This is a genomic window from Bradyrhizobium japonicum USDA 6 (assembly GCF_000284375.1).
Taxonomy (GTDB): domain Bacteria; phylum Pseudomonadota; class Alphaproteobacteria; order Rhizobiales; family Xanthobacteraceae; genus Bradyrhizobium; species Bradyrhizobium japonicum.
The window spans coordinates 6,500,750-6,526,192 of record NC_017249.1 but is presented as its reverse complement, the minus strand read 5'-3'; the positions used below and the strand labels follow the sequence as shown (position 1 = coordinate 6,526,192).

Below are 25,443 nucleotides of genomic sequence, written 5' to 3'. Positions count from 1 at the left end.
CGCGCTCAGGCCAGCTTGCCGACGGCACCTTCGAGCAGCGCCCAGACTTCGTCGCCGAAGCGGCCCTTCCATTCGCCGTAGAAGCCGCCGTCGCGCAATTTGGCGCGGAACGAGTCCGGCGAAGGTTTGGTGAAGTTCATTCCCTTGCTCTGGAGGTCGGCCTGCACGGTCGCGTTGAAGGCCTTGATGTCCTCGCGCTGCTTCAAGCCGGCATCGTTGATGGCGTTGCTGACGATGGTCCTGAGATCGGCGGGAAGAGCGTTGAAGGCGCGGGCGTTGGCGATGAACCAGAAGCCGTCCCAGATGTGGTTGCTGATCGCGCAGTACTTCTGCACCTCGTAGAGCTTCGCCACCTGGATGATTGGCAACGGATTTTCCTGCGCGTCGACAATGCGTGTCTGCAGCGACGAATAGACCTCGCTGAATTGCAGGCTGGTCGGCGAGGACGACAGCGCCTTGAACATGGAGATGCTGAGCGGGGACACGGGCACGCGGATCTTGAGGCCGTCCATGTCCTTGGCGCTCTCGATCGGCTTGGCGCCGCTGGTGATCTGGCGGAAGCCGTTGTCCCACATCTTCTCGAACGTATGGAGGCCGACCTTGGCCATGGCGGCACGGATATGCGCGCCAAGCCCACCGTCCATCGCTTTCCAGACCTGATCGTAATCGGCAAAGGCAAAGCCGACCGCGTTGATCGCGGCGACCGGCACCAGGGTCGCGACCACGAGCGCGGAGGGCGTGAAGAAGTTCAGCGCGCCGCTGCGCACCTGGGCGAGCATGTCGGTGTCGCCGCCGAGCTGGTTGTTCGGGAAGATGACCATCTCGACCCGGCCATTGCTCTCCTTGGCGATGCGGTCGGCCGCTTCCTGGGCGCGGATGTTGAGGGGATGCGTCAGCGGCAGGTTGTTGCCGTATTTCAGCGAGAACTCGGCCGCCCGGGCCGGGCGCGAGAGACCGCCGATCAGGCCCGCGGCGGGCAGGGCGGACAGGGCTTGCAGGGCGCGCCGACGGGTCAGGGACATGGGCTTCTCCTCCAACAGCGATTTGATGTTATTTGATGTTTCTGCGACAATGTTGATGCGAAAATTGCGACTTAGAGCTATCATGTCAAACGATAAAGATGATGGTTTTTGATGTCTTTGACGTTTGGACCTTGAGATGGACAAACCGCTCGCTCCTTCGCTGAGCCGCATCGTTGACGTGGCGCGCCGGGCCGGTGTCTCCACGGCGACGGTCGATCGCGTGCTGAATCGCCGGCCCGGTGTGCGGGCGATTACGCAGCAGCGGGTGCTCGCCGCCGCGTCCGAGCTCGACTACATGCCGGCCGAGAACCTCCTGGCGGCGATGCGGCCCAAGCCGATGCGGCTGCTGTTCCTGCTGCCGGCCGGCACCAACCGCTTCCTGTCCACGCTCGGGCAGCTGATCGCGCATTCCGACGGCCGGCTCGCGCCCTTCAACGTCCATTGTCAGGTCGACACCATCAAGAGCTTCAATCCCGACCGGCTGGCACGCCAGCTCTGGCGGGCCCGCGACAAGGCCGACGGCATCGCTTTCATGGCGCTCGAACATCCGGTCGTGCGGGAAGCCGTCGATAGGCTTGCGGAGCACGGCGTGCCGACGGTGACGCTGATCTCGGACATCCTGAACGCGCGCCGCGCGGCCTATATCGGACTGGACAATCGCTCGATCGGACGCACCGCCGGCTATCTGATCGCGCGCTTTCTGGGCGAGCGTCCGGCCAAGGTCGCGATGATCGCGGGCAGCCGCAGCTACCGCGCGCACGAAGAACGCGAAATGGGCTTTCTGCACGTCTTCGAAGAACTATTTCCGGCCATCAAGGTCGTGGGTTTGCGCGAAGGCCACGATGACGCCGATCGCAACTATCGCCAGACGCGCATGCTGCTGGGCCAGCATCCGGATCTTGCCGGAATCTACAACATCGGCGGCGCCGCCGATGGTGTCGCTCGCGCCCTGAACGAGATGAACCGGGCGCGCGACGTGGTCTTCATTGGTCATGGTCTGACCTCGGATACGCGCAGCTTTCTGCTCGATGGGACGATGGATGCCGTCATCACTCAAAATCAGCTCAACACGATGATGAGCTGTGTCGGCATCTTCGACAATCTGCGCGCCGGCCGCAGCGCCATGCACGGCATCGAGGCGCCGCGCAGCGAGATCATCTTTCGCGAAAATATTCCGGCGCTTGGGGGCTAGGATTCAAGGAGGCTTGCTGGACCCATGGCCGGCCTGGTCGAGCGCATCCTTGGCCTGATTGCCACGATGCAATTTTGCCAGTGTTTTGCCCGACGAGTCAAATGACCGGGCTCTGAAGAAATCGGGCCCGTCGAGCAGCTCGACGCGCGTTGCAGGAGAGATGCCTCTCGTTCTGCGCGCGCAAGTCAATTCACCCAAGCCTCATCTCGACTTAAGCCGCGCCGCCGCGACCAACCGGCCGAGGGCGGTTCTACTGTGCATGGGGTTGTTTTTCAGTTTTTTGTTTGGCGAGGCCCCGGCGGGCGCTCTACAGGCCGGCGGCGACGCCCAGGCGGCCGATGCCGGGGAGCTTGAGCGCAGGCCGCCGGATGTCGATGCCCAGCACCGCGCCGAAGAAATTGATCTCGAACCCTTCGACCCAGCCGACCGTCATGCCGAGGTAACCCGACAGCGAGGCGTAGGCGCCGGTGCGGGAAGGGGTGATGCCGGCCCAGCGTCCGCTGTACGGATAGTCCTTGCCGACCGCGGTGGGTGGAAGGACAGCACGAAGCTCGGGAACGGCGTCCAGCGCCGCCTGCACGAAGGTGTTGGAATTCGGTCCGGGCCATGCGCTGTAATCGCCGTAGGCGCGGAACTTGTAGGTCTCGACGACGTGGCGGATCTTGGGGATCAGCGCTTCGGCCCGCGCGCCGTCGAGCGCCACGACGGTTTCGGGCATGGCACCGAACCAGCGGCCGTCGGGTGCAAATCCGTTGTTCCGGATCGGGTCGCCCCACGCCGTGTAGTCGTATCGGCTGTAGTTGCTGGCACCTTTCTCCTTGACGACGATCCAGCTGTGGACGGCGAAAATGCTGCGCCACCGCACCGTGCGCGCGGCAAAGACCCGGATCAGCGCGTCCGGATTGGCGGATGCCGGCGGCAGCAAGCCGGCGCTCGAGCGATCCGCCGTCTGCCAATTGCCCCGGCCATCGCCGAACAGATAATAGCGTCCGGCCGACAGTCCTATCGGCACGAACACCAGCAGCAGGAAGAGAATCAAGAGTTTCCTCAAGGGCGAACGGTGGTCAGGCGGGACGACACGAATAATATAGTTCGCCCGGCGGGCCGCGCCAGCACGCTTCCGCTCTTGCATTTGGGAGGTGCGCCCCCATGTTCCCGCTATGATGAAGCTGTCACTCGTCGAAGATCAGGCCATCCAGGCGCGAATCGCATCCATCGCTGGCGCCGAGACGTTTGATCGTCTTTTTGCCGGTATCCGATTCGACGAAGTCGACGGCAATCTGCTGTTCGCTATCGCGCGGGACGAGGACTGCGCGGCCGAGATCGAAGACGAATTCTCGCATCACCTCGCTGTGGTCGCGACGCAAATCCTCGGGCAGAGCGTCGACGTGGTCGTGGTGCTGCCGAAGGTCCTGCAATAGGCCTTATTTTGGCGTGTAGGCCGGTCGACTGGGCTTGCGTCTCTGCTTTCCAACGCAATCGCGAAATTGTAATGACGTCATTGGGCGCTTAGGCCCGATGTGCGTTATCGACCGAGCTCACGGGAGGGCTCGTTGGCGCACGCCTCTATTTGCGAAACAAAGTTGGATACAAATTGGCGCCTACCAGGAAAGCCCGGGCCGCGACCGGCGCGAAAAAGACAAAGGCCAAGAGCTCTAAGAGCAAGAGCTCTAAGAGCAAGAGCTCGAAAAGCCAGAGCCCAAAGAGCCTGAGCCCAAAGGGCAAGAGCTCGAAAGGCAAGAGCTCGTCGCGTTCTGCGGTCTCGTCCTCATCGCCGCTCGGCATGCTGGCGCTGCATCTGCGCGAGCAATGGGAGAAGTCCGGTCGCGACGGCCTCGTGTTCCTCTGCGATAATGAGAACAGGGCGGAGCGGCTGGGCGGCGTGATCCACGCGCTCGACCCTTCGGTCGACGTGCTGGTGTTCCCGCGACTGAACAATCTGCCATTCGATGGTCTGGAGCCGTCGCGCGAGATCGCGGGCAGGCGGAGCTCGGTGTTGCGGCGCATTGCCAAGGCAAGGAAGCCGGTCTTCCTCGTATCGACCGCAGAGGCCATCATGGAGCGGCTGCCGCTGCCGGCGAGCTGGTCAAAGACCAGCCTCACCCTGAAAGTGGGCGCGGCCTATTCGGAAGCCGAGCTGGAGAACCGTCTGGAAGCGCTCGGCTACGACCTCGACGAAGAGGCGGAATATCCGGGCGGCGTCCTGTTCCACGGCAAGACGTTCGAGGTGTTTCCCGCGGGCGCACTTGGTCCTTTCAGGATCGAACATTCCGATGGCGTTATCCGCAAGATCGTTGCCGTCGATCCGGTCGAGCATGAGGTCGTCTACGAGACCAGGGAATTGCTGATCGATCCGATGTCCGAACAGATTGCGCTCGGAGGCAAGCGCGGACAGCGGGCGACGCTGCCGGATTATTGCGCGCGCGCGCGGTGGATCGTGGATGCCGGCGTGCTGGGCCATGCCGATATCTGGCTGAGCACCATCGAGGAGGCCGCTGGCCGCAGGGATGCGGAGCGCGAGTATCTCGGACGGGCGGACTGGAAGCGGCTGAAGAAGCGCATCAACGTGCTTCCGCAAAAATCGGCCTTCACGCCGACGCCCGATTTCTCGAAGGCCTCTTCGCCAAGAAAGATCCTCCGCGCATTTATCGACGACATGCAACGCGCCGGGTCGCGGGTGCTGTTCGTCGCGGCCGTCGAGGATGACCTTCGAGCGATGGAGCGGATGAGCGGCATCAAGGCGGAGCGCTGCGCCGATTGGAGCGAGGCGACAGAGGGACGGGATCGCGAAACGGCGTTTCTGGCCGATTTCGATGCCGGCTTCATCGGGGCCGGCCGCAAGCCTCTCGTCATCGTCACCGCGTCCGACGTGCTCGGCAGCAGAGCCCATCATCCGCAGCCGATGGCGAGAGCCTGGACGGCTGCGTTCGACCATCCCGACGTCCCGGAGCGCGGCGCGGCGGTGGTCCATTTGCAGCGCGGGCTCGCTCTGCTCGACGGCTTGCAGACCCTTGCCATGGGGACGGGATCGCGGCGCGAGATGGTCAGGCTTGCGTTCGCGGGAGACAACGCCGTTCTGGTGCCGCCGGCCGATCTTGCCTTGATCTGGCCGTATGCAGCCGAGCCCGGCAAGCTGGCACGGGACAAGGCGGACGGAAGCACATGGTGGGCGCGGCGGACCGAGGCCGAGGCGGAGATCCAGGTCGCCGCCAAGGCGCTCGCAAAGCACATCAGCCAGCGCCACCGCCGCCGCGCGCCGAAACTGGTCGCACCCGGGCCGCTCTATGAAAGGTTCGTTGCGCGCTTTCCGTATTTCCCGACCGTCGATCAGGCGAAGGCCATTCAGGATGTGCTCGATGATCTCGCGGCAGGTCACCCCATGGACAGGGTGGTGTGCGGCGACGTCGGATTTGGAAAGACCGAGGTCGCGTTGCGCGCGGCAGCCGCCGTGGCGCTGTCCGGGAAACAGGTGGCGATCGCGGTGCCGACCACCGTCCTGGCACGGCAGCATGTCGAAACCTTCCGCAAGCGCTTCGGGCCTCTCGGTATCGACGTCGGAAGCCTGTCGCGCGCGACCTCCGGCCCGGAGACGCGAGGGGTCAAAGAGGGCCTGCGAAGCGGCAGGCTGAAAGTCGTTGTAGGCACGCAGGCGCTCTCTGCAAAGGATGTGAAGTTCGCCGATCTCGGCCTCGTCATCATCGACGAAGAGCAGCACTTCGGAGCGGCGGAGAAGGCGAAGCTTTCAGGGCTGGCAAAGAATGCCCATACGCTCTGGATGAGCGCGACGCCCATCCCGCGCACGCTCGCTGCCGGCCTTGCGGGCTTCCGGGATCTCAGTGTGATCGCGACGCCGCCGGTTCACCGGCTTCCGATCGTGACCAAGATCGCTCCGCTTTCGGATGCGGCCATTGCCGGAGCATTGCTCCGTGAGCGGCGGCGGCACGGACAGAGTTTTCTGATCTGCCCGCGCATCCTGGATCTGGAGCCGATGCTGGCGCGCGTGCAATCATTGGCGCCCGATCTCCGCATCGTCTGCCTTCATGGCAAGATGCCCGTCGACGACCTCGACGACCGCATGATGAGTTTCGTCGATGGCGAAGCGGACGTCCTCCTGGCGACCAACATCGTGGAAAGCGGTCTCGATATCCCGCGCGCGAACACCATCGTGGTGTGCTGGCCCGAAAAGTTCGGCCTCGCACAGCTTCATCAGCTCAGGGGGCGGGTGGGACGCGGCGGAACGCGCGCCTTCGCCTATCTGCTGACGGAGTCGACCTCGGAGCAGTCCGAGAAGCGCTTGGCCGTCCTCGAGGAGTTCAGCAAGCCCGGCGCCGGCTTTGCCATCAGCGAGCGCGACCTGGACCTCAGGGGCGCCGGCGATCTGTTTTCCGAACAGCAGTCCGGGCACGTGCAGGTGTTCGGGCCGGTGCTCTACAGTCATCTCCTGAAGCTCGCCTCGGAAAGAGTGAACGACTCGGGCGCCTTTCTGTGGGTGCCCGATCTCAATCTGCCTGTCGGCGACATGTTGCCTGAAGGTTATGTGCAATCGGAAGCAATGCGGCTCGAGATCTATGGTCGCGCCGCCAGATGCCGGAGCGACGACGACCTGGAAGACCTGGAGGAGGAGACCTCGCGACGTTTCGGCAGGCTCCCGCCGGAGGCGCGCGATTTCTTTGCGGCCGCGAGGCTCCGGATCGATTGCAAGCGGCGTGGCATCGTCAGGCTCGATGTCGGGCCCGAGGCCGTCGCCGCGACCTTCCTCCCCGGGCGGCTGAGGAAATCCAGAGCGCGATCGCTCCAGCGCGACGGCGATCGCGTCGTTTGCGCCGCCCGCGGGCACGCGGACCCGTTCGGCCGGATCGAGGAATTCCTGGAGCTTCTGGACGAGTGAGGCTGACCTACTGCGGCTCGATTCCGGCCGCCTTGATGATCCGTCCCCATTTGCCGATCTCGGCCTTCAGGAAGGCTTCGAGCGCAGCCGGCGTCGCGCGCTCGGCCTCGACCGGAGCCATGCTGAGCTCGGCAAAACGGCTGATCAAAGCAGGGTCTTTGAGCGCCGTCTGGAGCGCGCCGACGAGCTGGTCGATCACGGGCTTCGGCGTGCCGCGCGGCGCGTAGAGGCCATACCAGGTCGTCACATCGAATTCGGGAACGCCGGCCTCGGCCGAGGTCGGCACGCCAGGCAGCGTCGCGACGCGCGTCTTGCTCGTGATCGCGTAGCCCTTGATCGTGTTCGACTGGATGTAGGGCGTCGGCCCCGTCGCGGGATCGCAATAGACGTCGATATGGCCGGCGATGACGTCGTTCAGCGCGGGCCCGCCGCCCTTGTAGTAGATTTGCGAGAGTTTCGTATCGGTGGTGCTCATGAACATCAGGCCGCAGAGCTGCGAGGCCGAACCGAGACCGACATTGCCGAAAGTCATCTTGTCGCCCTCGCTGCGGATGCGGGCGATCATCTCGCCGAGATCCTTGGCCGGGAAATTCGGCCGGGCCACCAGGATCATCGGGACGTTCGTGACGAGCCCGATCATGGCGAAGTCGCCGACGGGATCGAACGGCAGCTTGGCATAGAGCGCGGGCGCAGTGGCCTGGCCGACATGCATCAGGAGCAGCGTGTAGCCATCAGGCGCGGCCTTGGCGACGCGGTTGGTGCCGAGTGTGCCGCCGGCGCCGACGACATTCTCGATGACGATGGACTGCTTCAGCGTCGCGCTCATGGCGTTGCCGAGAATCCGCGCGATGACGTCGCCGGGGCCGCCGGCGGAGAACGGCACGATCATCGTGACCGGGCGGGTGGGGTAGTCGTCTGCGATTGCCGCGCCACAGGGCGAGAGCAGGAGACACAGGATCAGCGATCGTACCAGAGACAACATCGAACACTCCCTGAATTCTTGTTTTTCTAGTCGTCGGAGGGCGTCGCCTCCTTGGCGGCGTTTCGTTCAATCATGTCGAGCGCGGCCACCGCAGCCGCATTGATGTGATCGACGCAGCAGCGCTCGGCGAGATCCGGATCGCCGTTCTGGATAGCGCGCCAGATCGCGGTGACCTCGCGCAGGCTCTTGTTGATCCGTTTCGGCTGCGACATCGACGTGATCCGCAACAGTTGGATCCGGTCGTGCAGCGGCTTGAGCATGCGCTCGATGAAGGCGTTGCGGCAGCCGCCGATCAGCGCGGCGTAGAAGTCGGTCTTGGCTTCGAGGCTCCCGACGAGGTCCTGCTTGGCTGCGGCCGCCTTCAGCCGTGCCAGGGCTTCCCCGATCCGTCGAGCCACTTCCGGATCGTGGAGTCTGGCGCATTCGCGGCCGGCGAAACCTTCGAGCACCGCGCGCGCCGCGTAGAGCTGCCGGGCTTCTTCGAGGCTGATGGTGGAGACCACGGGGCCGCGGTGCGGAACGATGTTGACGAGGCCGTCGGCTTCGAGGGCCCGCAGCGCTTCGCGGATCGAGGGGCGGCTGACGCCCATCATCTCGCAGAGCTCGCGCTCGACCAGGCGCTGGCCGGGCTTGAGTGTTCCGGACATGATCGCCTCGCGCAGCTTTTGCGCGACCATCGCCCGGACGGTCGGGACGTCCTCGATGCGGAGTGTCGACTGCAATTCGCTACGTCTTTCCATGTCCGGACCCTGGTTGGGAAAAGTCAGTACCGGTTTACAGGCAGAATCATCATTTCGGCAATTTGAACGTGCGCGGGCTGGTCCAGGGCGAAGACGATCGAACGGGCAATATCGGCAGGCTCGAGCGCCATCCTGAACTGGTCGAAATAGTCCTTTTCCTTCTGCCTGTCGCCGCGATAGCGGGTCAGGATGATGTTGGTCCGGGTCAGGCCTGGCTGGAGTTCGGTGACCCGGATCGCGGTTTCCGCCAGCTCGCCCCGCAGCGTCTCGGTGAACATGTGCACGCCCGCCTTGCTGGTGCTGTAGGCGGCCATATCGGGGACGATCCGGACCGCGTTGATGGAGCTGATGTTGACGACATGGCCGGCGTTGCGCCTGACCATGTCGGGCAGGATCGCGCGGGTGACGCGCATCAGGCCGATCAGATTGGTCTGGATGATGTTGGACCAGTCGTCGGCGGAGCCGGCATCGAACCGCGTCCGCCCGCCGATATCGTGTCCGGCGTTGTTGATGAGGACGTCGACCGGCTTGAACTGCGCGGGAATGGCGTCCGGCAGGCGATCCACGGCCTGCCCATCGCTAATGTCCAGCTGGATCGGAAACACCGCGTCGCCCGCCGAGGACGCGAGTTCCTGAAGCGCCTTGGCGTCGCGATCGACCAGCACGACGCGGCGGCCGCTTTCCAGCAAGGCCTTGGTGATGGCGCGTCCCATGCCGCCGGCGGCACCCGTCAGCACGACGCTCTGGCCCGATTGTTCAGTCATCGCAACACTCCCAATCCTTTCATGCGACCGACCAGCCGCCGTCGATCGGCAGGCTGGCGCCGGTGATATCGTTTGCCGCGGGCCCACAGAGAAAGACGACCATGGCGGCGACCGCATTCATTTCGACGAAACGCTGCGTCGGCTGGCGCTCGCCGAGATATTCCTTGGTCACGTCGTCGACCGGACGGCCGCTGTTCGACGCGATCGTCGCGATCTTGTTGAGGATCGCGGGCGTCGGCAGCGTGCCCGGGCAGAGCGTGTTGCAGGTGATGCCGCTCCGCGCCGTCTCGATCGCCACCGCGCGGGTCATACCGAGGATCGCAGTCTTGGTGGTGACGTAGTCGATGCGATCCTCGACTGCGCGGGTCGAATAGATCGAGCCCATGCTGATGATCCGGCCCCAGCCGCGCTGCTTCATCGCCGGCAGCGCCAGGCGGATCAAATGGAACGGAGCCGACAGGTTGACGGCCAGCGCCTGCTCCCAGCGATCGGGCGGAAACTGCTCGATGGCGGAGAAGTGCCTGACCACGGCGTTGTTGACCAGGATGTCGATGGCGCCGCAGCGGTCGAGCAGATCGGCCATCATGGCCTCGATCGCCTCGCGACGGGACAGATCGACGCCGGCCGCGATGACCTCGACGCCGAAGCGGGCGCGGAGATCATCCGCGGCCTGCTTCGGCGCGACGAGATCATGAAGGACGATATTGGCGCCCGCGCCGGCAAGGCCTTCCGCGACGGCGAGGCCAAGGCCCGCGGTCGCACCGGTCACGAGTGCCCATTTGCCCTTCATCGTCGTCACGCTCCGTTATTTCTTGTCGAGCTCGGCGAAGACTTCCTTCGCGTTCCGGAACGCATCCACGCCGGCCGGCACGCCGCAATAGATCGCGACCTGCATGAAGACTTCGCGGATTTCCTCCTTGGTGGCGCCGTTGGCGAGCGCGCCGCGGACATGGGTCTTCAGCTCGTGCGGACGGTTGAGCGCGCAGAGCATCGCCAGATTGAGGAAGCTGCGCGTCTTGCGCGTCAGGCCGTCGCGGCCCCAGACGTAGCCCCAGCAATACTCCGTGGTGAGGTCCTGCATCGGACGGTTGAACTCGTCCGCGGATGCGATCGCCTTGTCGACGAACTCGTTGCCGAGCACGCTCTTGCGGATTTCGAGCCCGCGGTCGTAGGTCGCCTTGTCCATCTTGTTCTCCGTTTCTCGTTCGGGCGTTGTCAGTTCTTAGGTCAGTTCTCAGTTCAGTTTTTGGGCCAGAACGGCTGCGCCAGCGCGAGCTGGGGCGGGAACACCGTCACCGGCACGCCGGACTGCCACTGCACGATGGTCATGCCGGCGCCGACGCGGCGGCCCTTCTCGTCGAACTTGATCTCGCCCAGCGGATAGTATTTCGAGGGGCCGGCATCCATGGTGCGCAGCGCCTCGCCGACGGCGACGCGGTCGGCCTTGCCGGCCTTCTCGAGCGCGTCCTTGATCACCCACATGTCGCCATAGGTGGAGATCGCGTTCTGCGTCATCCACGGCTCCTTGTAGCGGGTCTTCAATTCCGCGATCAGCGCCTCGTGGCCCTTGGCGCCCCAGCTTGCGACGCAGGTCAGCACGCCCTGGAGCAGTTCGGGGCTGACGGTTTGCAGCATGTCGGGCTCGGCGATCGCGATGCCGAACGAGATGGTCGGAATCTTGCCCTGGCCGAGGCCGAACTCGTTCATCTTCTCGAGCAGCAGCTTTGCGTCCGAGATCACCGTCGGCAGGAAGAACAGCAGATCGGGTTTCGCCGAACGGATTTTCTGCACCAGCGACGTCGCATCGGCCAGCGGCGGCGTGAACGTCTCGTCGACGATCAGCTGCAACTGGTTCTCCGCCAGCAGGCCCTCGCGCATCGCCTTTGCGGAGGCGATCGAGGCCCCCGTGTTGTCGGTCAGGATCGCGACCGTCTTCGGCCGCTTGCCTGAAGCCGTCTCCGCCAGCTTGATGATCTGGGGCAACGCCTGCCGTGCCTGCGAACCTGCGGTGGCCGCCGTCTGGAACACGTATTTGAAGCCGCGGTCGGTGATCAGGTCGGAATAGGAGAGGGTGAGGACGGGCAGGCTGGCGCGCTCGGTGACTTCCGTCACGGCGAGCGTGAACGAGGACAGGTATGCGCCGCTGGCCGCGACCAGATCGGTCTCCTGCGCGACCATGCGCTGGGCGGCGTTCTTTGCCTTTTCCGTGGTGTCGCCGGAATCGAGTACGACCAGCTTCAGCTTGGCGCCGCCGAGCGCCTTGATGCCGCCTTGCGCGTTGATGTGGTCGACCGCCATCTCGGCGCCTTCACGCATCACCGTTCCCGGTCGGGCGTAGAGGCCGGAGATCGGCACCAGCAGGCCGACCTTCACCTCGGAAGGTTGCTGCGCCCAGGCGCGGGATGCGATCAGCGTGCCGGAGGCGCCGGCAAGCAATGTTCGCCGCGAGATCGTGATTTTGGTCTTTGCAGTCATGACAATTCTCCTCCCTGAAAAATCTCGCGCCCCTTTATGATTTCTTCGGCCAGAACGGCTGCGCCTGAGCGAGTTCGGGCGGATAGACGGTGACAGGCACGCCCGATTGCCATTGCGCGATCACGACGCCGGCGCCGACGCGACGGCCCTTCTCGTCGAATTTGAGCTGGCCGCCCGGATAGTATTTCGACGGGCCGGCATCCATGGTGCGGAATGCCTGTGCGACCGAATTGCGGTCGGCCTTGCCGGCCTTCTCCAGCGCTTCCTTCATCAGCCACATGTCGCCATAGGTCGAGATGACGTTCTGCGTCATCCAGGGCTCCTTGTATTTGGCCTTGAGCTCGGCGATCAGGGCCTCGTGACCCTTCGAGCCCCAGTTGGCGACGATGGTCATGATGCCCTGCACGGTCTCCGGGCTCACGCTCTGAAGCATGTCCGGCTCGGCGATGGTGATGCTGAAGGACACGGTCGGGATCTTGCCCTGGCCGAGGCCGAACTCGCTGATCTTCTCCAGCCCCAGCTTGGCGTCCGACACCGCATTCGGCATGAACAGCAGCAGGTCTGGCTTGGCCGAGCGGACCTTCTGGATCAGCGGGGTGGCATCCGACAGCGGCGGGGTCCAGACTTCCTCGACGACGAGCTGGAGGCCTTCCTGCGCGAGCAGTTTTTCCTTGAGCGCCTTGGCTGTGGCGACGGATGTCGCGGTGTTGTCCATCAGCATCGCCACGGTCTTCGGCTTCTTGCCCGACGCATTCTCGGCGAGCTTCATCAGCGTCGGCAGGCCGAGCTCGGACTGACGGCTCGCGGTCGCGGCGGTCTGGAAGATGTATTTGAAGCCGCGATCGGTCAGCAGGTCCGAATAGGACAGTGTCAGCACCGGCAGTTCGGCGCGCTCGGTGACCTCGGTGACGGCGAGCGTGAAGGAGGAGAGATAAGAGCCGGTGGCGGCAACGAGATCGGGCTCCTGTGCCACCATGCGTTGCGCCGCGTTCTTGGCCTTCTCGGTGGTGTCGCCGCAGTCGATCACCACCAGCTTCAGCTTGGCGCCGCCGAGCGCCTTGATGCCTCCCTGCGCGTTGATGTGCTCGATGCCCATCTCGGCGCCCATTTTCATCACCTGGCCGGGGCGGGTGTAGATGCCTGACAGCGGGACGATCAGTCCGACCTTGACCTCGGCCGGTGTCTGTGCGCGTGCCACGCTGGCGAGGCCGACAGCGGCAGCGCCCGACAGCACGGTCCGGCGCGTCAGTCCTTTTGATATCCTGCCCTTCGATGTCTTGTTCATTTTGTTGTCTCCCTGCTCTTTGTTTTTTGTTCGTCACATGCCGAGATAGGCTTTGCGCACGCGATCATCGGCGCGCAGCGTGTCGTTGTTGCCCTCGAGCACGACGTGTCCGGCTTCGAGGACGTAGCCGTGGTCGGCGGACTCCAGTGCCTCCGCCACGCGCTGCTCGACCAGCAGCATGGTCAGGCCGGACTGACGCCGGATATCGATCAGCCGTTCGAAGATGAAGTCCGCGGTCGACGGCGCGAGCCCCATCGAGGGCTCGTCCAGCATCAGCAGCTTCGGCGATGAGGCGAGGCCGCGGCCGATCGCGAGCATCTGCTGCTGGCCGCCGGACATCGTGCCGGCGAACTGGTTGCGGCGTTCCTTCAGCACCGGCAGCCATTCGAAGATGCGCTCGATGTTGGCCTGCCAGTCGCGCCGGCCGCTTTCGGTCATCGCGCCCATTTCGAGGTTCTCCATCACCGTCAGCGACGGGAAGACCTGGCGGCCCTCGGGGACATGGGCGATGCCGAGATGGGCGCGCTGCGGCGGCGGCACGGCAAGAAGGTCGACGCCGTCGAACGTAATTGCCCCGCCGCTCGGCTTCACGATGCCGGAGATCGTCTTGAACAGGGTGGTCTTGCCGGCACCGTTAGGCCCGACGATCGCAACGAACTGGCCCGCACCGACATTGATCGACACGTCGTTCAGGACGGGCTTTGCCGAATAGCCCGCGCTCAATCCCTCAATTCGCAGCATGGCCCACCCACTTCTTGCCGAGATAGGCCTCGATTACCCGGTTATCGCGTGTCACCACTTCCGGCAGGCCCTCGGTGATGACGGCGCCGTGGTCGAGCACGAGGAATCTGTCGACCAGGCGGACCATCGCCTGCATGGTGTGCTCGATGATAGCGATGGTCATGCCGTCGCGTGCGAGCTGCTGGATCACGGCGACGACCTCGTCCGCCTCGCCGTGGCCGAGGCCCGCAAGCGTCTCGTCAAGCAGCAGGATGCGGGGCTGGCCGGCGATCGCGCGGGCGAGCTCCATCAGCCGCAGCTCCTTGGTCGAGAGTTCGCCGGCGACACGGTTGGCCACGGCGGAGAGCCCGACGCGGGCGACCGCGTCGGCGGCAAGCTTGCGTGCCTCCGCGTCGGAGCGGGCGCGCACATAGGCGCCGACCACGACATTGTCGAGGATCGACATGCGCAGGAATGGCCGCATCACCTGGAAGGTGCGTCCGACGCCGGCCTCGCAGATCGTGTGCGGCCGTTGGCCGGACATGTTGCGGCCGTCGATCAGCACCTCGCCCTCGCTCGGCTTCAGAAAGCCGTTGAGGAGGTTGAACAGCGTGGTCTTGCCGGCCCCGTTGGGACCGATAATGCCGAGAATCTCGTTCTTGTGCAGCTTGAAGCTGACGTCCTGAACGGCTTTGAGTCCGCCAAAGGAACGCGAGAGGTCGCGAACCTCGAGCACCACTTCGCCGGTGGCCGAACGCTGCCGCGCGGCGGGCTTCAGTGCCGTGACGTTGGCGGCGGCCGCTTCCGGAGTGTCGCTAGCCGTTGCCTTGGATGCATTTCGCTTGCGCAGGAGATCGCGCAGTTTCCAGAACAGGCCTTCCGGCGCGAGCAGGATGACACAAACGATGGCCAGGCCGAAGATGACGCCCTGAATGCCGGGGATGCGCGCACCGGCCTCGGCGTGCAGGATCTCGGCGAGTGGGATCAGGATCACGGAGCCGATGACCGGCCCCCAGACCGTACCGACGCCGCCGAACATCGCGACCGTCAATGCCTGCGCTGACACCAGCATGCCGAACACCGATTGCGGGGTCACGACCAGCAGCACCTGCACATAGAACCCGCCGATGGCGGCGGCGATCGCGCCGCTCAGCGTGATCGCGCGCAGCTTCCAGGCCAGCGTGTTGATGCCGGCGGCTTCTGCTGCAGCCTCGTTCTGCTTGATCGCGAGCAGCGCCATGCCGAAGCGGGATCGCTCGATCACCTGCGTGAGCACGATGGTGGCAAGCATGATGGCGAGCCCCAGCAGCGTGTAGATGTGGGGATCGGAGAACTGCATATAGGCGATCGGCGCGTCGCGCTTGATCGGAAGCGTCACCTCCTGGAAGCCGAGCCACTCGAACACGTAGAGAATGGCGAGCGGGTAGGCGAGCATCGCGAGCGCAAAATAGTGGCCCTGGAGGCGGAAGGTCGGAAATCCGATCAATAGACCAGCGATGCCGCCGAGCATGGCGGCGACCGGGATCAGCAGCCAGGGGGAGATGTCGAAATAAATCTGCCCGAGCGCGGTCGCATAGGCGCCGATCCCGAAGAAGGCGGCGTGGCCGAACGAGATCAGCCCGGTGTAGCCGCTGAGCAGGTTCCAGGACAGGCCGAACACCGCCCACACCGGCACCAGCGTCAAGATAAGCTGGTAATACGAGTTGGTGACGCCGAGCGAGATCCCGGCGTAAGCGAGCGTGAAGAGCAGGGGAGGCAGCAGTGAACGCATCCGCAGCATGGTCACGTCCTCTCGACCATGCGCCCGAAGAAACCCTGCGGACGGAAGAAGATGATGAGGAGGAACACGGCGAAGATCGCGGCGTTCTGCAATTGCGTCGGCAGGATCAGCGTGGACATCTGCTGCACGAGCCCGATCGTCATGCCGCCCCAGAAGGCGCCGATGATGCTGCCCATGCCGCCGAGCACGACGCCGGCATACATGACGATGACGTATTCGAGGCCGACGAAGGGATGGAACGGATAGTTGGTCGCGAGCAGGCCGCCGGCAATCGCGGTGATGCCGCAACCGAGCGCGAAGGCGGTGCGATGCGCGCGGTCGACGTCGATGCCCATATAGGTCGCGGCGGTCGGATTGTCGGCGGCGGCGCGGAGCGATTTGCCGATCCGGGTCCGCGTGATCAACAGCGAAAGCAGGATCATGATCGCCAGCGAGACGATCGCATCGATGCTGCGGGCCTTGTTGAGGAAGATGCTCATGTCGAAGAAGGGGCCGAGCTCCCAGGCCGAGCTCGACAGCGGCGTGCGGATCGAGGCCAGCACCGAGCCGAACACGATGAGGCCGCCGTTCTGCAGGATCAGGGCGATGCCGAGCGTGAGGATCAGCTGGGCGTAATGGCCTTCGCCTTCCAGCGAGGCGGTGCGGGTACCCGAGACGTGCGAGATCAGTGTCCGATGGACGAAATAGCCGAACACGGCGAGCACGGGCCCGGCCAGCAGGATGGCGACGAACGGCCCGACCGCATTGCCGAACACCGCCTGCACGCCGGCCGCGGTGAAGAGATAGAAGGCGGTATACATGCCGAGCATCATGAAATCGCCATGGGCGAAGTTGATGACGCGCATGACGCCGAAGATCAGGCCGAGCCCGACGCACATCAGGCCGTAGACGGCGCCGATCAAAAGGCCCGCAGCGAGCGCTTGAAAGAAGCCTTCCATCAGCCCCGCCTCCGCGCGGCGCAAGCGCCGGCTGGCTGGCGATTGTGCGCCGTCGGCGCTTCTAGCCTGGTCTCCCGGTCGACCATGTTTCCCCCGTATTGTTTGGCATTTCTTATGATGCCGATCGTAAAACTCGTTCCGGCGCATCCAAACGACACTGCGCGGCGATGTCGCCGGCATTGCCGAGCTGCTCGCAGCCGTCGATGAGTTGCTCGAGCCGCTGCGCGCGGTCCTCGCCAAGGACTCCGGTCGCGGCGGCGCGGAAGCGCGCACGAATATCTGAAGGCGTTGCGGCGATGACGTCGGGCAAAGCGTGCCGGATGGTCCGGCCGCTGCGGAGATGCACGGTCACCTCCGCGCCCTGCTTGCCGGGGAAGGCAGCGGTGAAGCCGGGATCTGCCCTGAGATCGGTGACCGCGACCAGGCGGATGATGTCGGCATCATCGAGTTCGGAATAGTTCTCTTCCTCGATCTCGCCCCGCGTCAGCGTCGCAGCGACGCTGAACGGAATGCTCATCTTGGCCTGAAGCGCGTTGCGATAGGGGCCCATGGAGTCGCAGCCGGGATAGCGAACGGCGGCATCGGGTGCGTGAATGACGACGCGGTCGATCTCCTCAGTGCCGACGAGCTCGTGCGAGACACGAAGCGCCGCTTGGGCCGCTGTCTGCGCGAAATTGCAGGCCGGGACCGGCTTGTTGTAGACGGCCATGATCTCGCTCTCCCCATCGGGGAAGAGCGTGATGCTGTCGGGCGCGGCCTGGCGTCGATAGGCGGCGAACAGGCCGGCTTCGCCCTCCAATATGGCTTCCGAGCCGAACGCGCCGGCCGCGGCAAGACCGACCGCCTTGATCGCGTTGCTGGCCGCAAAACCCGGATGAAAATACATGTCGGAGCCGCCGGCATGCGGCCACTCGTTCAGCCCGCTGGACGTATTGGCCGCGATCGCGACGGCGCTGGTTGCCTGGTCCTCGGACAGGCCGAGCGCGAAGCTTCCCGCCAGCGCCGCCCCCGGAGGTGTGACCAGCCCAGTCGGGCGATAGAGGCGTGCGAGGTCGGAGGTCAGGAGCGCGCGGCCGATCCGCGCGCCGGTCTCATAGCCGATGATGGCGGCCGAGAGCAGTCTGGCTCCGTGCAGCGGCGTCTGCTCCGACAGCGCGAGCAGCGTCGGCCAGATCACGACGCCGTGGTGCGCGATGCTGGCCGCATGCATGTCCTCGCGGACGAGGCCGTGTCCCATCACGGCGTTGGCGAAGGCGGCATCGGCGGGTGAGGAGAGCTGCGAGGTGCCGATGATCGTTGCGCTGCCGCCGGCCTGCGCGATCTCAACCGCCTGACGGCTCCAGGGATGATGGCCGGCCTCGAAGGCGCAGGACAAGAAGTCGAGCAGACAGAGTTTTGCCTTCGCGACGACTTCAGGCCCGAAATCTCCGAGATCAAGCGCAAGCCCGCTCCGCGCCATCTGGCGCGCGAGCGAGACCTTGCCTGATCCGGTCGGGCCGATCGTCATCGCAATCGCTCTCCCCGAAGGCTTGCGTGATCAGCCGCGCATCTCGACCCCGGCCCACTCCTCGAGCACCTTGGCGATCGAGGTGAAGTCGGACGACGCGCCATACTTGGCGTTGGTGATCGCGAGCATCTGCCGCACCACCGCGCCGCAGACCATCGGCACGCCCATGGCCTCGGCCTCGTCGACGCAGAGACGGACGTCCTTGTAGGAGAGGCCGGTGGCGAAGCCGAAATCGAAGGTGCCGGGCAGCACCGCGCGGGGGAATTTGTCTTCGGAGGCGCTGTTGCGGCCGCTGCTGGCGTTGATGATGTCGATCAGCACCTTGGCATTGACGCCGCCCTTGACGCCCATCGCGACGGCCTCCGACGTGATTACCAGCGCCGCGGCCGCCATCAGATTGTTGGCGAGCTTGGCCGTCTGTGCCACGCCGGGCTTGTCGCCGGTGTAGAACAGCTTGCCGAAATTCTTCAGGATCGGCTGCACGGTCTCGTAGGTCGCCTGCGGGCAGGACACCATCACGGCCAGCGTGCCGTTGACGGCGCCCTTGATGCCGCCGCTCACGGGTGCATCGACCAGCGTCATGCCTTTGGCCTTCAGGCCTTCCGCAACGATCTTTGCCGCGCCGGGACCGGAGGTCGAGAGATCAATGACGATCTTGGCGCGGCTGCCGCTGCTGATGCCGTCTTGCCCGAGTGTGACGGCCTTGACGATGTCGGGCGTCGGCAGGCTCGCGAGCACGATGTCTGCGCGGGAGGCGACATCGGCCGGCGATTTGCCGAGCTGGGCGCCGCGCTTGACCAGCGGCTGGGTCGCTTCGGTCTGCGTGTCATATATGACGAGCGAGTAGCCCGCGTCGATCAATCGCCCCGCCATGGGGCCGCCCATGCGGCCCGTGCCGATTACGCCGAGAATCTCTCCCGCCATCGTCTACTCCCTGTCGCGCGACCCGTGACGGGCGCGCCTTCTTGATCTCGTTGGTCAAACGCATTCGCCGGCCGGCCTTCTCGGCCGCCGTCGTCGTGGCTGCGGGATCCCGCGCCAACGGGCCGGATTGTTATGATTGTCAGACAAGCTGTCAAGCATAACATTTGGGGTCGACAGTTTGCCGCGGATCGTCATAAGGTCCGGGAAAACGAGGAAGACGCCCCGCGTGCCGCAAGCTTCAATTCCGAGTGTGAGCAAGACGCTCGCCGATTTCGTCGCGTCCTCGTCGTGGGCAGACGTGGAGGCGCAGAGCGCCGAGGCGAAGCGATCGATCCTCAATTTCTTTGCGACCGCGCTCGGCTCCGCACGCGATCCGGTGGTCACGGCCGCGATGCGAACGCTGGCGCCGTTCAGCGGCGCCGCGACATCGACAATCATCGGCCATTCGCAGTCCATGGACGCGCTGTGCGCGTCGTTTCTCAATGCCGTCTCGGCGAATCTGCTCGACTTCGACGACACGCACCCTGAAACGATCATCCATCCGGCCGCGCCGGTCGCCGCGCCGATATTGGCGCTGGCTGAGACGCGCAAGCTGACGGGGCGCGCGGTGCTGACGGCGTTCGTCCTCGGCGTGGATGTTGAATGCCGCATCGGCAATGCGGTCTCGCCGCGCCATTACGCCCGTGGCTGGCACATCACCTCGACCTGCGGGATTTTTGGCGCTGCGGCGGCGTGCGCGAAGCTGTTGGGATTGCCAGCGGAAGGGATTGCGAACGCGATCGGACTTGCGGCGAGCCAGTCGGCCGGCAATGTCGAGAATCTGCCAAGCGCCGCCAAGAATGTCAGCGTGGGCAATGCCGCACGCAACGGGTTGTTCGCCGCGCTGCTCGCGCAGCAGGGCTATGAGGCTGCGCCCCGCGCCATCGAAGGTCCGCTCGGCTGGGCGCGCACCATGGGAGACGAGCCGGATCTCGCCCGCATGCTCGATGGCCTCGGCAAGACCTGGGAGATCGCGAAGAACACCTACAAGCCCTATCCCGCCGGCATCGTGTTCCATTCGGTCATCGACGCCTGCCTGCTGTTGCGCGAACGAATTGGCCGACGCGTTGACCAGATCGATTTGGTGACAGTGCAGGGCTCGGCACTGCTGCTCGCGCGCGGTGATCGCCCGGTCAACAACGAGCGCGATGCGCGCGTCAGCATCCATCATTGTGCGGCTTGCGGACTGCTGCTCGGCACGGCCGGCGTTGCCGAGTTCGCGCAGGAGACCGTGGTTCGGCCCGATATCGCGCGGCTGCGGCAGAAGGTGAGGGCGGAGCTTGATGCTCAGATGCCCGATGGCGCTGCGCGCATCGCCTTGCGCCTGTCGTCTGGTGAAATTCTCACAGAGACCGTGACTTCGCCGCGCGGCAGCCGGGCTGCCCCGCTTGGAGGTCGCGACCTCGAGGAAAAGCTGCGCGAAGGCGTGAGGACCGGTCGAAGCGACTGGGACGCGGACCGCGTCATCGATGCAGTCTGGCGGCTCGACACGGCGGACGAGGTCGCGGCGCTGCTGCAATCGCTGCGGCCGCCATCGGCGTCGCGCCAAATAACTTCCAACTAGAATCTCTCAAGACCGGAAAGGGACGATCATGAGCAAGACCGAACTGTTCGAAAAGGGCCTCAAAGTTCGCAAAGAGGTGCTCGGCGAGGACTACGTCAACAAGTCGATCGCCGGTGCCGACGAGTTCACGCGCACGATGGCGGAGTGGTCGACCGAATTCTGCTGGGGCGCGCTGTGGACGCGGCCCGGCGTCGACCGCCGCACGCGCTCGATCGTCAATCTGGCGATGCTGGGCGCGCTGAACCGCCCCCACGAACTGAAGCTGCACGTCAAGGGCGCCCTGAAGAACGGGCTGACCAAGGAGGAGATCAAGGAGATCCTGCTCCAGGTCGCGGTCTATTGCGGCGTGCCCGCGGGCATCGACGCCTTCCGCAACGCGCGCGAGGCCTTCAACGAGGTCGATAAGGGCTCCTGAGCCCGCTTGATTGGATGACCCATGGCCGATCCGGAATATGAGCTCTTTGCCATCCGCTATGCAACGCGGGATGCGCAGCGGAGCGAGCACTTCATCGGCGGCGACCCGCATGACGGGCCGATGCCGATGGATTATTTCATGTGGCTGGCGAGGGGAGGCGGCCGCACCTTCGTTATCGACACCGGGTTCAACGCCGAAATCGCAAAGCAGCGCAGGCGAACATTCCTGCGCTGCCCGGTGGAGACGCTTGCCGCGTTCGATATCGACGTGGCCGACGTCAAGGATGTGATCCTCACGCATCTGCACTACGATCACGCCGGCAATTTCGACCGGTTTCCGAATGCGCGGTTTCATCTTCAGGAGCGCGAGCTCGCCTACGCCACCGGGCGCTATATGCAGTATCCGAGGCTGTCGCATTCCTTCGAGGTCGAGGACGTCTGCGGGATCGTGCGGCTGAACTATGCGCGCCGGGTGCTGTTCTACGACGGCGACGCCGAGATCGCGCCCGGACTGACGGTCCACGCGGCGGGCGGGCATTCAGCCGGTCTTCAGTTCGTCCGCGTCAACACGCGCCGCGGCCCGGTCGTGCTCGCCTCGGACGTCAGTCATTTCTACGAGAACATGACGAGCGAGCGTCCGTTCACGACGGCATTTCACGTCGGTGACATGCTGGTGGGCTTTGACAAGCTGCGAGCCGCAGCGCCGGACGCGGACCACATCGTTCCCGGCCACGATCCGCTCGTCATGAAGCTCTACCCGGCGCCAAGCCCGGATTTGGAGCGCGTCGCGGTTCGTCTCGACGTGGCGCCGTCCAGGGCCGCGCATTCCCAGGAGGTTGGGCGGGGCGTAGCGTAACCTAAGCTAGAAAAATCGATTTTCGATTTTCTGTTGACCCGCGGCCGCCGCCTTGCAATCATCCGACCATGGGTCCGCTTCAGTTCCAGTTGTCCGGAAGCCCCGGGGATGGTCCGCGCAGCCTGACGTCGGCGCTGCACGAACGTCTGCGCGCCGACATCCTGGCGACGCGGCTGGCTCCGGGCCAGAAGCTGCATATCGCGGGGCTCGCCAAACAGTTTTCCGTGAGCCTCGCCGCCGTGCGCGAGGCGCTGTCGCGACTTGTCGCGGACGGGCTCGTGCAGGCGTCGGACCAGCGCGGCTTTCGCGTGAGCCCGGTGTCGCTCGCCGATCTCGCCGACGTGACGCAGACCCGGATCGACATCGAGGGGCTTGCGCTCCGTCGCTCGATCGAGCGGGGCGATGAGGCCTGGCTCGAATCGGTGAAATCCGCCTGGGCGGATTTGAAGGCCGTTCCCCATCGCTATCCCGACGATCCGACCGTGCACTACGAGGAGTGGGTGGTCCGTCACCGCATCTTCCATCGCGCGCTGGTCAACGCGTGCGGCTCGCCATGGCTGCTCGGCTTCCGCGACGTGCTGCATGAGCAGAGCGAGCGATATCGCCGCCTCTCGATCCGCCGAGAGGTCGGTGGCAAGCTGCGCAACGTCGAAGCCGAACACAAGGCGATCGTCGCCGCCGTGATCAGGCGCGATGCTGATGCGGCAGTTCGCGCGTTGTCAAAGCACTTCGGCATCACCAAAGAATTCGTCGAGCTCGCCGCCTCTCGCATTGCGGAGGTGAGCCGTACCACCTGACGATCCGGAAAAATCCGGCACACCAAAAACAGAGACGGGGAGGAAACCAATAATGAAGATCAATCACGCGCTGATGTCGCTGATCGCCGCCGCAATTCTGGCGGGCCCTGCGAGCGCCGCCGACACCATCCGCGTCGGCCTGCCGACGAAAACCTATTGGCCGACGACGATCGCCGAGACGGCGGTGCGGCAGAAACTGTTCGAGAAGGAAGGCATCCAGGCCGAGCTCACGATCTACCGCAGCGGCGCGGAGACGTTCGAAGGCATGGCGGCGGGTGCGGCCGACATCATTCTCGATCCGCCGTCGCTGGTCTCCGCCGGACGCAAGAAGGGTGTGATGTCACGGATCGTCGCCAATGCCGCGATGGGCAATTTCGGCTGGCAATTGATGGTCCCGACCAAGTCGACGCTCGACGTCAAGGACCTCAACGGCAAGAAGGTGGCGATCACCGCGGCCGGCTCCGGCTCCGACCTGCTCGCGCTGTGGACCATCCAGGACAAGAAGATCGATTTTACGCGCGTTCCCGTCGGCGGCGGTGGCCTGGTGCCGAACCTGCTGGCCGGCAATGTCGAGGCGGCCGTGGTCTATTCGCCGCTGAGCTTCCAGATCTCGAAGTCCGGCGAGGCCAAGACCATCCTCGATTACGCGACCGCGGTTCCGCCGAACCTCACCGCAGGCTGGATCGTGCTCGACAAATTCGCCGAGGCCAAGCCCCAGATGGTGCAGAAGGCAGTGAACGCCCTCTACGGTGCGGTCGCATTCATGCGCGCCAACCGCGACGTCACCGTCAAGCTGATCGCCGAGCTCTATGAAATGCCGCCGGAGATCGCGGGCCTGGAGTACGACAACACCATCATGAAGCTCGAGACCAGCGGCGACATGGGCGCGGCCAACGTCAATGCGGCCGTGCAGCTCTCGCTCGACCTCGCCAAGCTCGGCGGCCTCAAGGACATCGTGCCGGCCGAGGACGTGATCTCGGCCAAGTTCAAGCCCGTCCCGACCAAGCCGTAACGATGCAAAGCACGTTCGTCATCAACCTTGCGCGGGTCGCGATCATCATCGCGGTCCTGGCGCTGTGGGAGGTGCTGTCGCGCACCGGCATTGTCAATCCGCGCCTGCTGCCGTCGGCGTCCGATACGTTTGCAACGCTCGGCGATCTGCTGCAGCGCGCGGCGGTGCAGAAGGATCTGATGGTGACCGCGACCGAGGTGCTGGCCGCGTTCGCGCTGGCCGTGCCCTTCGGTGCGGTGATCGGCTTCCTGGTCGCGGAGAACCGCTACTTCGCGGAGGTGGCCAAGCCGCTTTTGTTCTTCGCCTTCAGCATCCCGAAGTCGATCTTCCTGCCGATGTTCATCCTGGTGTTCGGCGTCGGCTTTGCGCAGAAGGTCGGCTTCGGCTTCTTTTCCACGATCTTCATCGTGATCATGTCGACCACCACGGCGGTGGAATCGGTCAAGGTCGAGCATTTGACGGTGGCGCGCTCCTATGGCGCAACGCCATGGCAGACGGCGTTCCGGGTCTATCTGCCGAGCATGCTGCCGGTGCTGCTGGAGGCGTTGCGGATCTCCATGATCTTCAACCTCACCGGCGTGATTTTGGCCGAGATGTACGCCTCGCGTGATGGCATCGGTCACCAGATCGCGACCTGGGGCGAGAACTTCCAGATGAAGCAGCTCCTCGCCGGCGTCGTGATGGTCGCCGCGATCGCCATGACCTTCAACGAACTTGTCAGATGGGTGGAAACGCGATGCAGCCATTGGCGAACGTGACCCCGTTGAAGCCCGCTGCGCGGGCTGGCGCGATCGAGGTGAAGAACGTCGGTCAGGTCTTCAAGACGAGATCGCAGGACGTCGTCGCGCTGGAGAACGTCTCGCTCGAGGTCAAGCCCGGCCGCTTCGTCGTGCTGGTCGGCCCGAGCGGCTGCGGCAAGTCGACCCTTCTGATGATGATGGCGGGTCTGCGCCAGCAGACCTCCGGCACGATCACCATTAGCGGCGCGCCGATCCTCCAGCCCGACCCCGACCGAGTCGGCGTGGTGTTCCAGGAGGCGAGCCTGTTTCCCTGGCTCACGGCGGAGGACAATGTCGAGTTTCCGCTGGCGCTGCGGGGCGTGCCCAAGGCCGAGCGCCGCGCCAAGGCGCAGGACGCCCTCAAGCTGGTCGGCCTAGACGGCTTCGGCAGGCGCCATCCGCATGAGCTCTCGGGCGGCATGAAGCAGCGTGTCTCGATTGCGCGCGGGCTGGTGCAGGATCCGCCGGTGCTGCTGATGGACGAGCCGTTTGCAGCCCTCGACGAGCAGACGCGCATGACCATGGGCGACGAGCTGCTGCGGATCTGGGCTGCGACCGGCAAGACGGTCGTCTTCGTCACGCACAGCCTCACCGAAGCCGTCTATCTCGCCGACGAGGTGATCGTGATGTCGGCGCGGCCCGGCCGCATCGTCGACCATCTCCAGGTCCAGCTGCCGCGACCCCGCACCTACGAGATGCTGAGCGGTGACGCCTTTGGCGCGCTGCGCGACCGCATCTGGCGGCACATCCGCAAATCGGCGTGAG

Annotated in this window: 24 protein-coding genes; 10 read left to right on the top strand and 14 right to left on the bottom strand. The window is 64.9% G+C overall.

All coding sequences use genetic code 11. From position 1 onward, the window contains the following. Positions 1-5: 5 nt before the first annotated feature. Entirely contained in the window at positions 6-1,022 is a 1,017-nt protein-coding gene (locus BJ6T_RS30845) for a TRAP transporter substrate-binding protein (RefSeq protein WP_014496477.1), read from the bottom strand. 136 nt (positions 1,023-1,158) lie between these two features. Between BJ6T_RS30845 and BJ6T_RS30840 the strand changes: the two genes are divergently transcribed. Next, the gene (locus tag BJ6T_RS30840) at positions 1,159-2,214 is read left to right on the top strand and encodes a LacI family DNA-binding transcriptional regulator (protein ID WP_014496476.1); all 1,056 of its coding nucleotides are present in this window, start codon (positions 1,159-1,161) and stop codon (positions 2,212-2,214) included. 307 nt (positions 2,215-2,521) lie between these two features. On the opposite strand, the gene BJ6T_RS30835 is transcribed toward BJ6T_RS30840, so the two are convergent. Next, entirely contained in the window at positions 2,522-3,253 is a 732-nt protein-coding gene (locus tag BJ6T_RS30835) for a DUF3750 domain-containing protein (protein WP_014496475.1), read from the bottom strand. Positions 3,254-3,374: 121 nt separating this feature from the next. Between BJ6T_RS30835 and BJ6T_RS30830 the strand changes: the two genes are divergently transcribed. Together BJ6T_RS30830 and BJ6T_RS30820 are read left to right on the top strand one after the other, a co-directional pair. Then, positions 3,375-3,635, top strand: coding sequence for a hypothetical protein (locus BJ6T_RS30830; protein ID WP_039150621.1), 261 nt, complete (start codon positions 3,375-3,377; stop codon positions 3,633-3,635). Positions 3,636-3,997: 362 nt separating this feature from the next. After that, a complete protein-coding gene (locus BJ6T_RS30820; RefSeq protein ID WP_014496472.1) occupies positions 3,998-7,102 on the top strand; it encodes a DEAD/DEAH box helicase in 3,105 nt (1,034 codons plus the stop codon). 7 nt (positions 7,103-7,109) lie between these two features. Here the strand turns inward: BJ6T_RS30820 and BJ6T_RS30815 are convergent, their stop codons facing one another. From BJ6T_RS30815 to BJ6T_RS30760, 12 genes are all read right to left on the bottom strand, one after another. Then, entirely contained in the window at positions 7,110-8,084 is a 975-nt protein-coding gene (locus BJ6T_RS30815) for a tripartite tricarboxylate transporter substrate-binding protein (protein WP_014496471.1), read from the bottom strand. Positions 8,085-8,110: 26 nt separating this feature from the next. Further along, positions 8,111-8,824, bottom strand: coding sequence for a GntR family transcriptional regulator (locus BJ6T_RS30810; protein ID WP_014496470.1), 714 nt, complete (start codon positions 8,822-8,824; stop codon positions 8,111-8,113). 23 nt (positions 8,825-8,847) lie between these two features. After that, positions 8,848-9,588, bottom strand: a complete 741-nt coding sequence (locus tag BJ6T_RS30805) for an SDR family oxidoreductase (protein ID WP_014496469.1) — start codon at positions 9,586-9,588, stop codon at positions 8,848-8,850. A 19-nt stretch (positions 9,589-9,607) separates the two neighbouring features. Beyond that, entirely contained in the window at positions 9,608-10,378 is a 771-nt protein-coding gene (locus tag BJ6T_RS30800; RefSeq protein WP_014496468.1) for an SDR family oxidoreductase, read from the bottom strand. A gap of 15 nt (positions 10,379-10,393) precedes the next feature. After that, the gene (locus tag BJ6T_RS30795; RefSeq protein ID WP_014496467.1) at positions 10,394-10,774 is read right to left on the bottom strand and encodes a carboxymuconolactone decarboxylase family protein; all 381 of its coding nucleotides are present in this window, start codon (positions 10,772-10,774) and stop codon (positions 10,394-10,396) included. A gap of 53 nt (positions 10,775-10,827) precedes the next feature. Further along, positions 10,828-12,063, bottom strand: a complete 1,236-nt coding sequence (locus BJ6T_RS30790; RefSeq protein ID WP_014496466.1) for an ABC transporter substrate-binding protein — start codon at positions 12,061-12,063, stop codon at positions 10,828-10,830. A 34-nt stretch (positions 12,064-12,097) separates the two neighbouring features. Continuing rightward, positions 12,098-13,348, bottom strand: coding sequence for an ABC transporter substrate-binding protein (locus tag BJ6T_RS30785; protein ID WP_014496465.1), 1,251 nt, complete (start codon positions 13,346-13,348; stop codon positions 12,098-12,100). 33 nt (positions 13,349-13,381) lie between these two features. Then, on the bottom strand, positions 13,382-14,089 hold the full coding sequence (locus BJ6T_RS30780; protein WP_014496464.1) for an ABC transporter ATP-binding protein: 708 nt from the start codon (positions 14,087-14,089) through the stop codon (positions 13,382-13,384). Next, on the bottom strand, positions 14,076-15,848 hold the full coding sequence (locus BJ6T_RS30775; RefSeq protein ID WP_014496463.1) for a branched-chain amino acid ABC transporter ATP-binding protein/permease: 1,773 nt from the start codon (positions 15,846-15,848) through the stop codon (positions 14,076-14,078). Before BJ6T_RS30775 ends, BJ6T_RS30780 begins: the two co-directional genes overlap by 14 nt. Positions 15,849-15,850: 2 nt before the next feature. Beyond that, the gene (locus tag BJ6T_RS30770) at positions 15,851-16,786 is read right to left on the bottom strand and encodes a branched-chain amino acid ABC transporter permease (protein WP_014496462.1); all 936 of its coding nucleotides are present in this window, start codon (positions 16,784-16,786) and stop codon (positions 15,851-15,853) included. 112 nt (positions 16,787-16,898) lie between these two features. Next, positions 16,899-18,293: an MmgE/PrpD family protein gene (locus BJ6T_RS30765; protein WP_014496461.1), complete on the bottom strand. Its 1,395-nt coding sequence runs from the start codon at positions 18,291-18,293 to the stop codon at positions 16,899-16,901. 30 nt (positions 18,294-18,323) lie between these two features. Beyond that, positions 18,324-19,217, bottom strand: a complete 894-nt coding sequence (locus BJ6T_RS30760) for an NAD(P)-dependent oxidoreductase (RefSeq protein ID WP_014496460.1) — start codon at positions 19,215-19,217, stop codon at positions 18,324-18,326. A gap of 226 nt (positions 19,218-19,443) precedes the next feature. Between BJ6T_RS30760 and BJ6T_RS30755 the strand changes: the two genes are divergently transcribed. From BJ6T_RS30755 to BJ6T_RS30725, 7 genes are all read left to right on the top strand, one after another. Continuing rightward, positions 19,444-20,820: an MmgE/PrpD family protein gene (locus BJ6T_RS30755; protein WP_014496459.1), complete on the top strand. Its 1,377-nt coding sequence runs from the start codon at positions 19,444-19,446 to the stop codon at positions 20,818-20,820. Between the two features lie 28 nt (positions 20,821-20,848). Further along, positions 20,849-21,235 carry a carboxymuconolactone decarboxylase family protein gene (locus tag BJ6T_RS30750; RefSeq protein WP_014496458.1) on the top strand — a complete coding sequence of 129 codons (387 nt, stop codon included), beginning with the start codon at positions 20,849-20,851 and terminating at the stop codon, positions 21,233-21,235. A 21-nt stretch (positions 21,236-21,256) separates the two neighbouring features. Continuing rightward, on the top strand, positions 21,257-22,090 hold the full coding sequence (locus BJ6T_RS30745) for an N-acyl homoserine lactonase family protein (protein WP_014496457.1): 834 nt from the start codon (positions 21,257-21,259) through the stop codon (positions 22,088-22,090). Positions 22,091-22,158: 68 nt separating this feature from the next. After that, on the top strand, positions 22,159-22,887 hold the full coding sequence (locus BJ6T_RS30740) for a GntR family transcriptional regulator (protein WP_014496456.1): 729 nt from the start codon (positions 22,159-22,161) through the stop codon (positions 22,885-22,887). Between the two features lie 52 nt (positions 22,888-22,939). Beyond that, positions 22,940-23,899, top strand: coding sequence for an ABC transporter substrate-binding protein (locus tag BJ6T_RS30735; RefSeq protein WP_014496455.1), 960 nt, complete (start codon positions 22,940-22,942; stop codon positions 23,897-23,899). Between the two features lie 2 nt (positions 23,900-23,901). Then, positions 23,902-24,657 (top strand): ABC transporter permease, encoded by a 756-nt coding sequence (locus BJ6T_RS30730; RefSeq protein ID WP_014496454.1) that lies wholly within the window; start codon positions 23,902-23,904, stop codon positions 24,655-24,657. After that, positions 24,636-25,442: an ABC transporter ATP-binding protein gene (locus tag BJ6T_RS30725; protein ID WP_043900440.1), complete on the top strand. Its 807-nt coding sequence runs from the start codon at positions 24,636-24,638 to the stop codon at positions 25,440-25,442. Before BJ6T_RS30730 ends, BJ6T_RS30725 begins: the two co-directional genes overlap by 22 nt. Position 25,443: the final 1 nt, after the last annotated feature.

Coding starts and splice junctions, on each gene's coding strand:
- BJ6T_RS30845 (WP_014496477.1), bottom strand. CDS start 1,022: ATGTCCCTGACCCGTCGGCGCGCCCTGCAAGCCCTGTCCGCCCTGCCC.
- BJ6T_RS30840 (WP_014496476.1), top strand. CDS start 1,159: ATGGACAAACCGCTCGCTCCTTCGCTGAGCCGCATCGTTGACGTGGCG.
- BJ6T_RS30830 (WP_039150621.1), top strand. CDS start 3,375: ATGATGAAGCTGTCACTCGTCGAAGATCAGGCCATCCAGGCGCGAATC.
- BJ6T_RS30820 (WP_014496472.1), top strand. CDS start 3,998: ATGCTGGCGCTGCATCTGCGCGAGCAATGGGAGAAGTCCGGTCGCGAC.
- BJ6T_RS30815 (WP_014496471.1), bottom strand. CDS start 8,084: ATGTTGTCTCTGGTACGATCGCTGATCCTGTGTCTCCTGCTCTCGCCC.
- BJ6T_RS30810 (WP_014496470.1), bottom strand. CDS start 8,824: ATGGAAAGACGTAGCGAATTGCAGTCGACACTCCGCATCGAGGACGTC.
- BJ6T_RS30805 (WP_014496469.1), bottom strand. CDS start 9,588: ATGACTGAACAATCGGGCCAGAGCGTCGTGCTGACGGGTGCCGCCGGC.
- BJ6T_RS30800 (WP_014496468.1), bottom strand. CDS start 10,378: ATGAAGGGCAAATGGGCACTCGTGACCGGTGCGACCGCGGGCCTTGGC.
- BJ6T_RS30795 (WP_014496467.1), bottom strand. CDS start 10,774: ATGGACAAGGCGACCTACGACCGCGGGCTCGAAATCCGCAAGAGCGTG.
- BJ6T_RS30790 (WP_014496466.1), bottom strand. CDS start 12,063: ATGACTGCAAAGACCAAAATCACGATCTCGCGGCGAACATTGCTTGCC.
- BJ6T_RS30785 (WP_014496465.1), bottom strand. CDS start 13,348: ATGAACAAGACATCGAAGGGCAGGATATCAAAAGGACTGACGCGCCGG.
- BJ6T_RS30780 (WP_014496464.1), bottom strand. CDS start 14,089: ATGCTGCGAATTGAGGGATTGAGCGCGGGCTATTCGGCAAAGCCCGTC.
- BJ6T_RS30775 (WP_014496463.1), bottom strand. CDS start 15,848: ATGCTGCGGATGCGTTCACTGCTGCCTCCCCTGCTCTTCACGCTCGCT.
- BJ6T_RS30770 (WP_014496462.1), bottom strand. CDS start 16,786: ATGGAAGGCTTCTTTCAAGCGCTCGCTGCGGGCCTTTTGATCGGCGCC.
- BJ6T_RS30765 (WP_014496461.1), bottom strand. CDS start 18,293: ATGACGATCGGCCCGACCGGATCAGGCAAGGTCTCGCTCGCGCGCCAG.
- BJ6T_RS30760 (WP_014496460.1), bottom strand. CDS start 19,217: ATGGCGGGAGAGATTCTCGGCGTAATCGGCACGGGCCGCATGGGCGGC.
- BJ6T_RS30750 (WP_014496458.1), top strand. CDS start 20,849: ATGAGCAAGACCGAACTGTTCGAAAAGGGCCTCAAAGTTCGCAAAGAG.
- BJ6T_RS30745 (WP_014496457.1), top strand. CDS start 21,257: ATGGCCGATCCGGAATATGAGCTCTTTGCCATCCGCTATGCAACGCGG.
- BJ6T_RS30740 (WP_014496456.1), top strand. CDS start 22,159: ATGGGTCCGCTTCAGTTCCAGTTGTCCGGAAGCCCCGGGGATGGTCCG.
- BJ6T_RS30735 (WP_014496455.1), top strand. CDS start 22,940: ATGAAGATCAATCACGCGCTGATGTCGCTGATCGCCGCCGCAATTCTG.
- BJ6T_RS30730 (WP_014496454.1), top strand. CDS start 23,902: ATGCAAAGCACGTTCGTCATCAACCTTGCGCGGGTCGCGATCATCATC.
- BJ6T_RS30725 (WP_043900440.1), top strand. CDS start 24,636: ATGCAGCCATTGGCGAACGTGACCCCGTTGAAGCCCGCTGCGCGGGCT.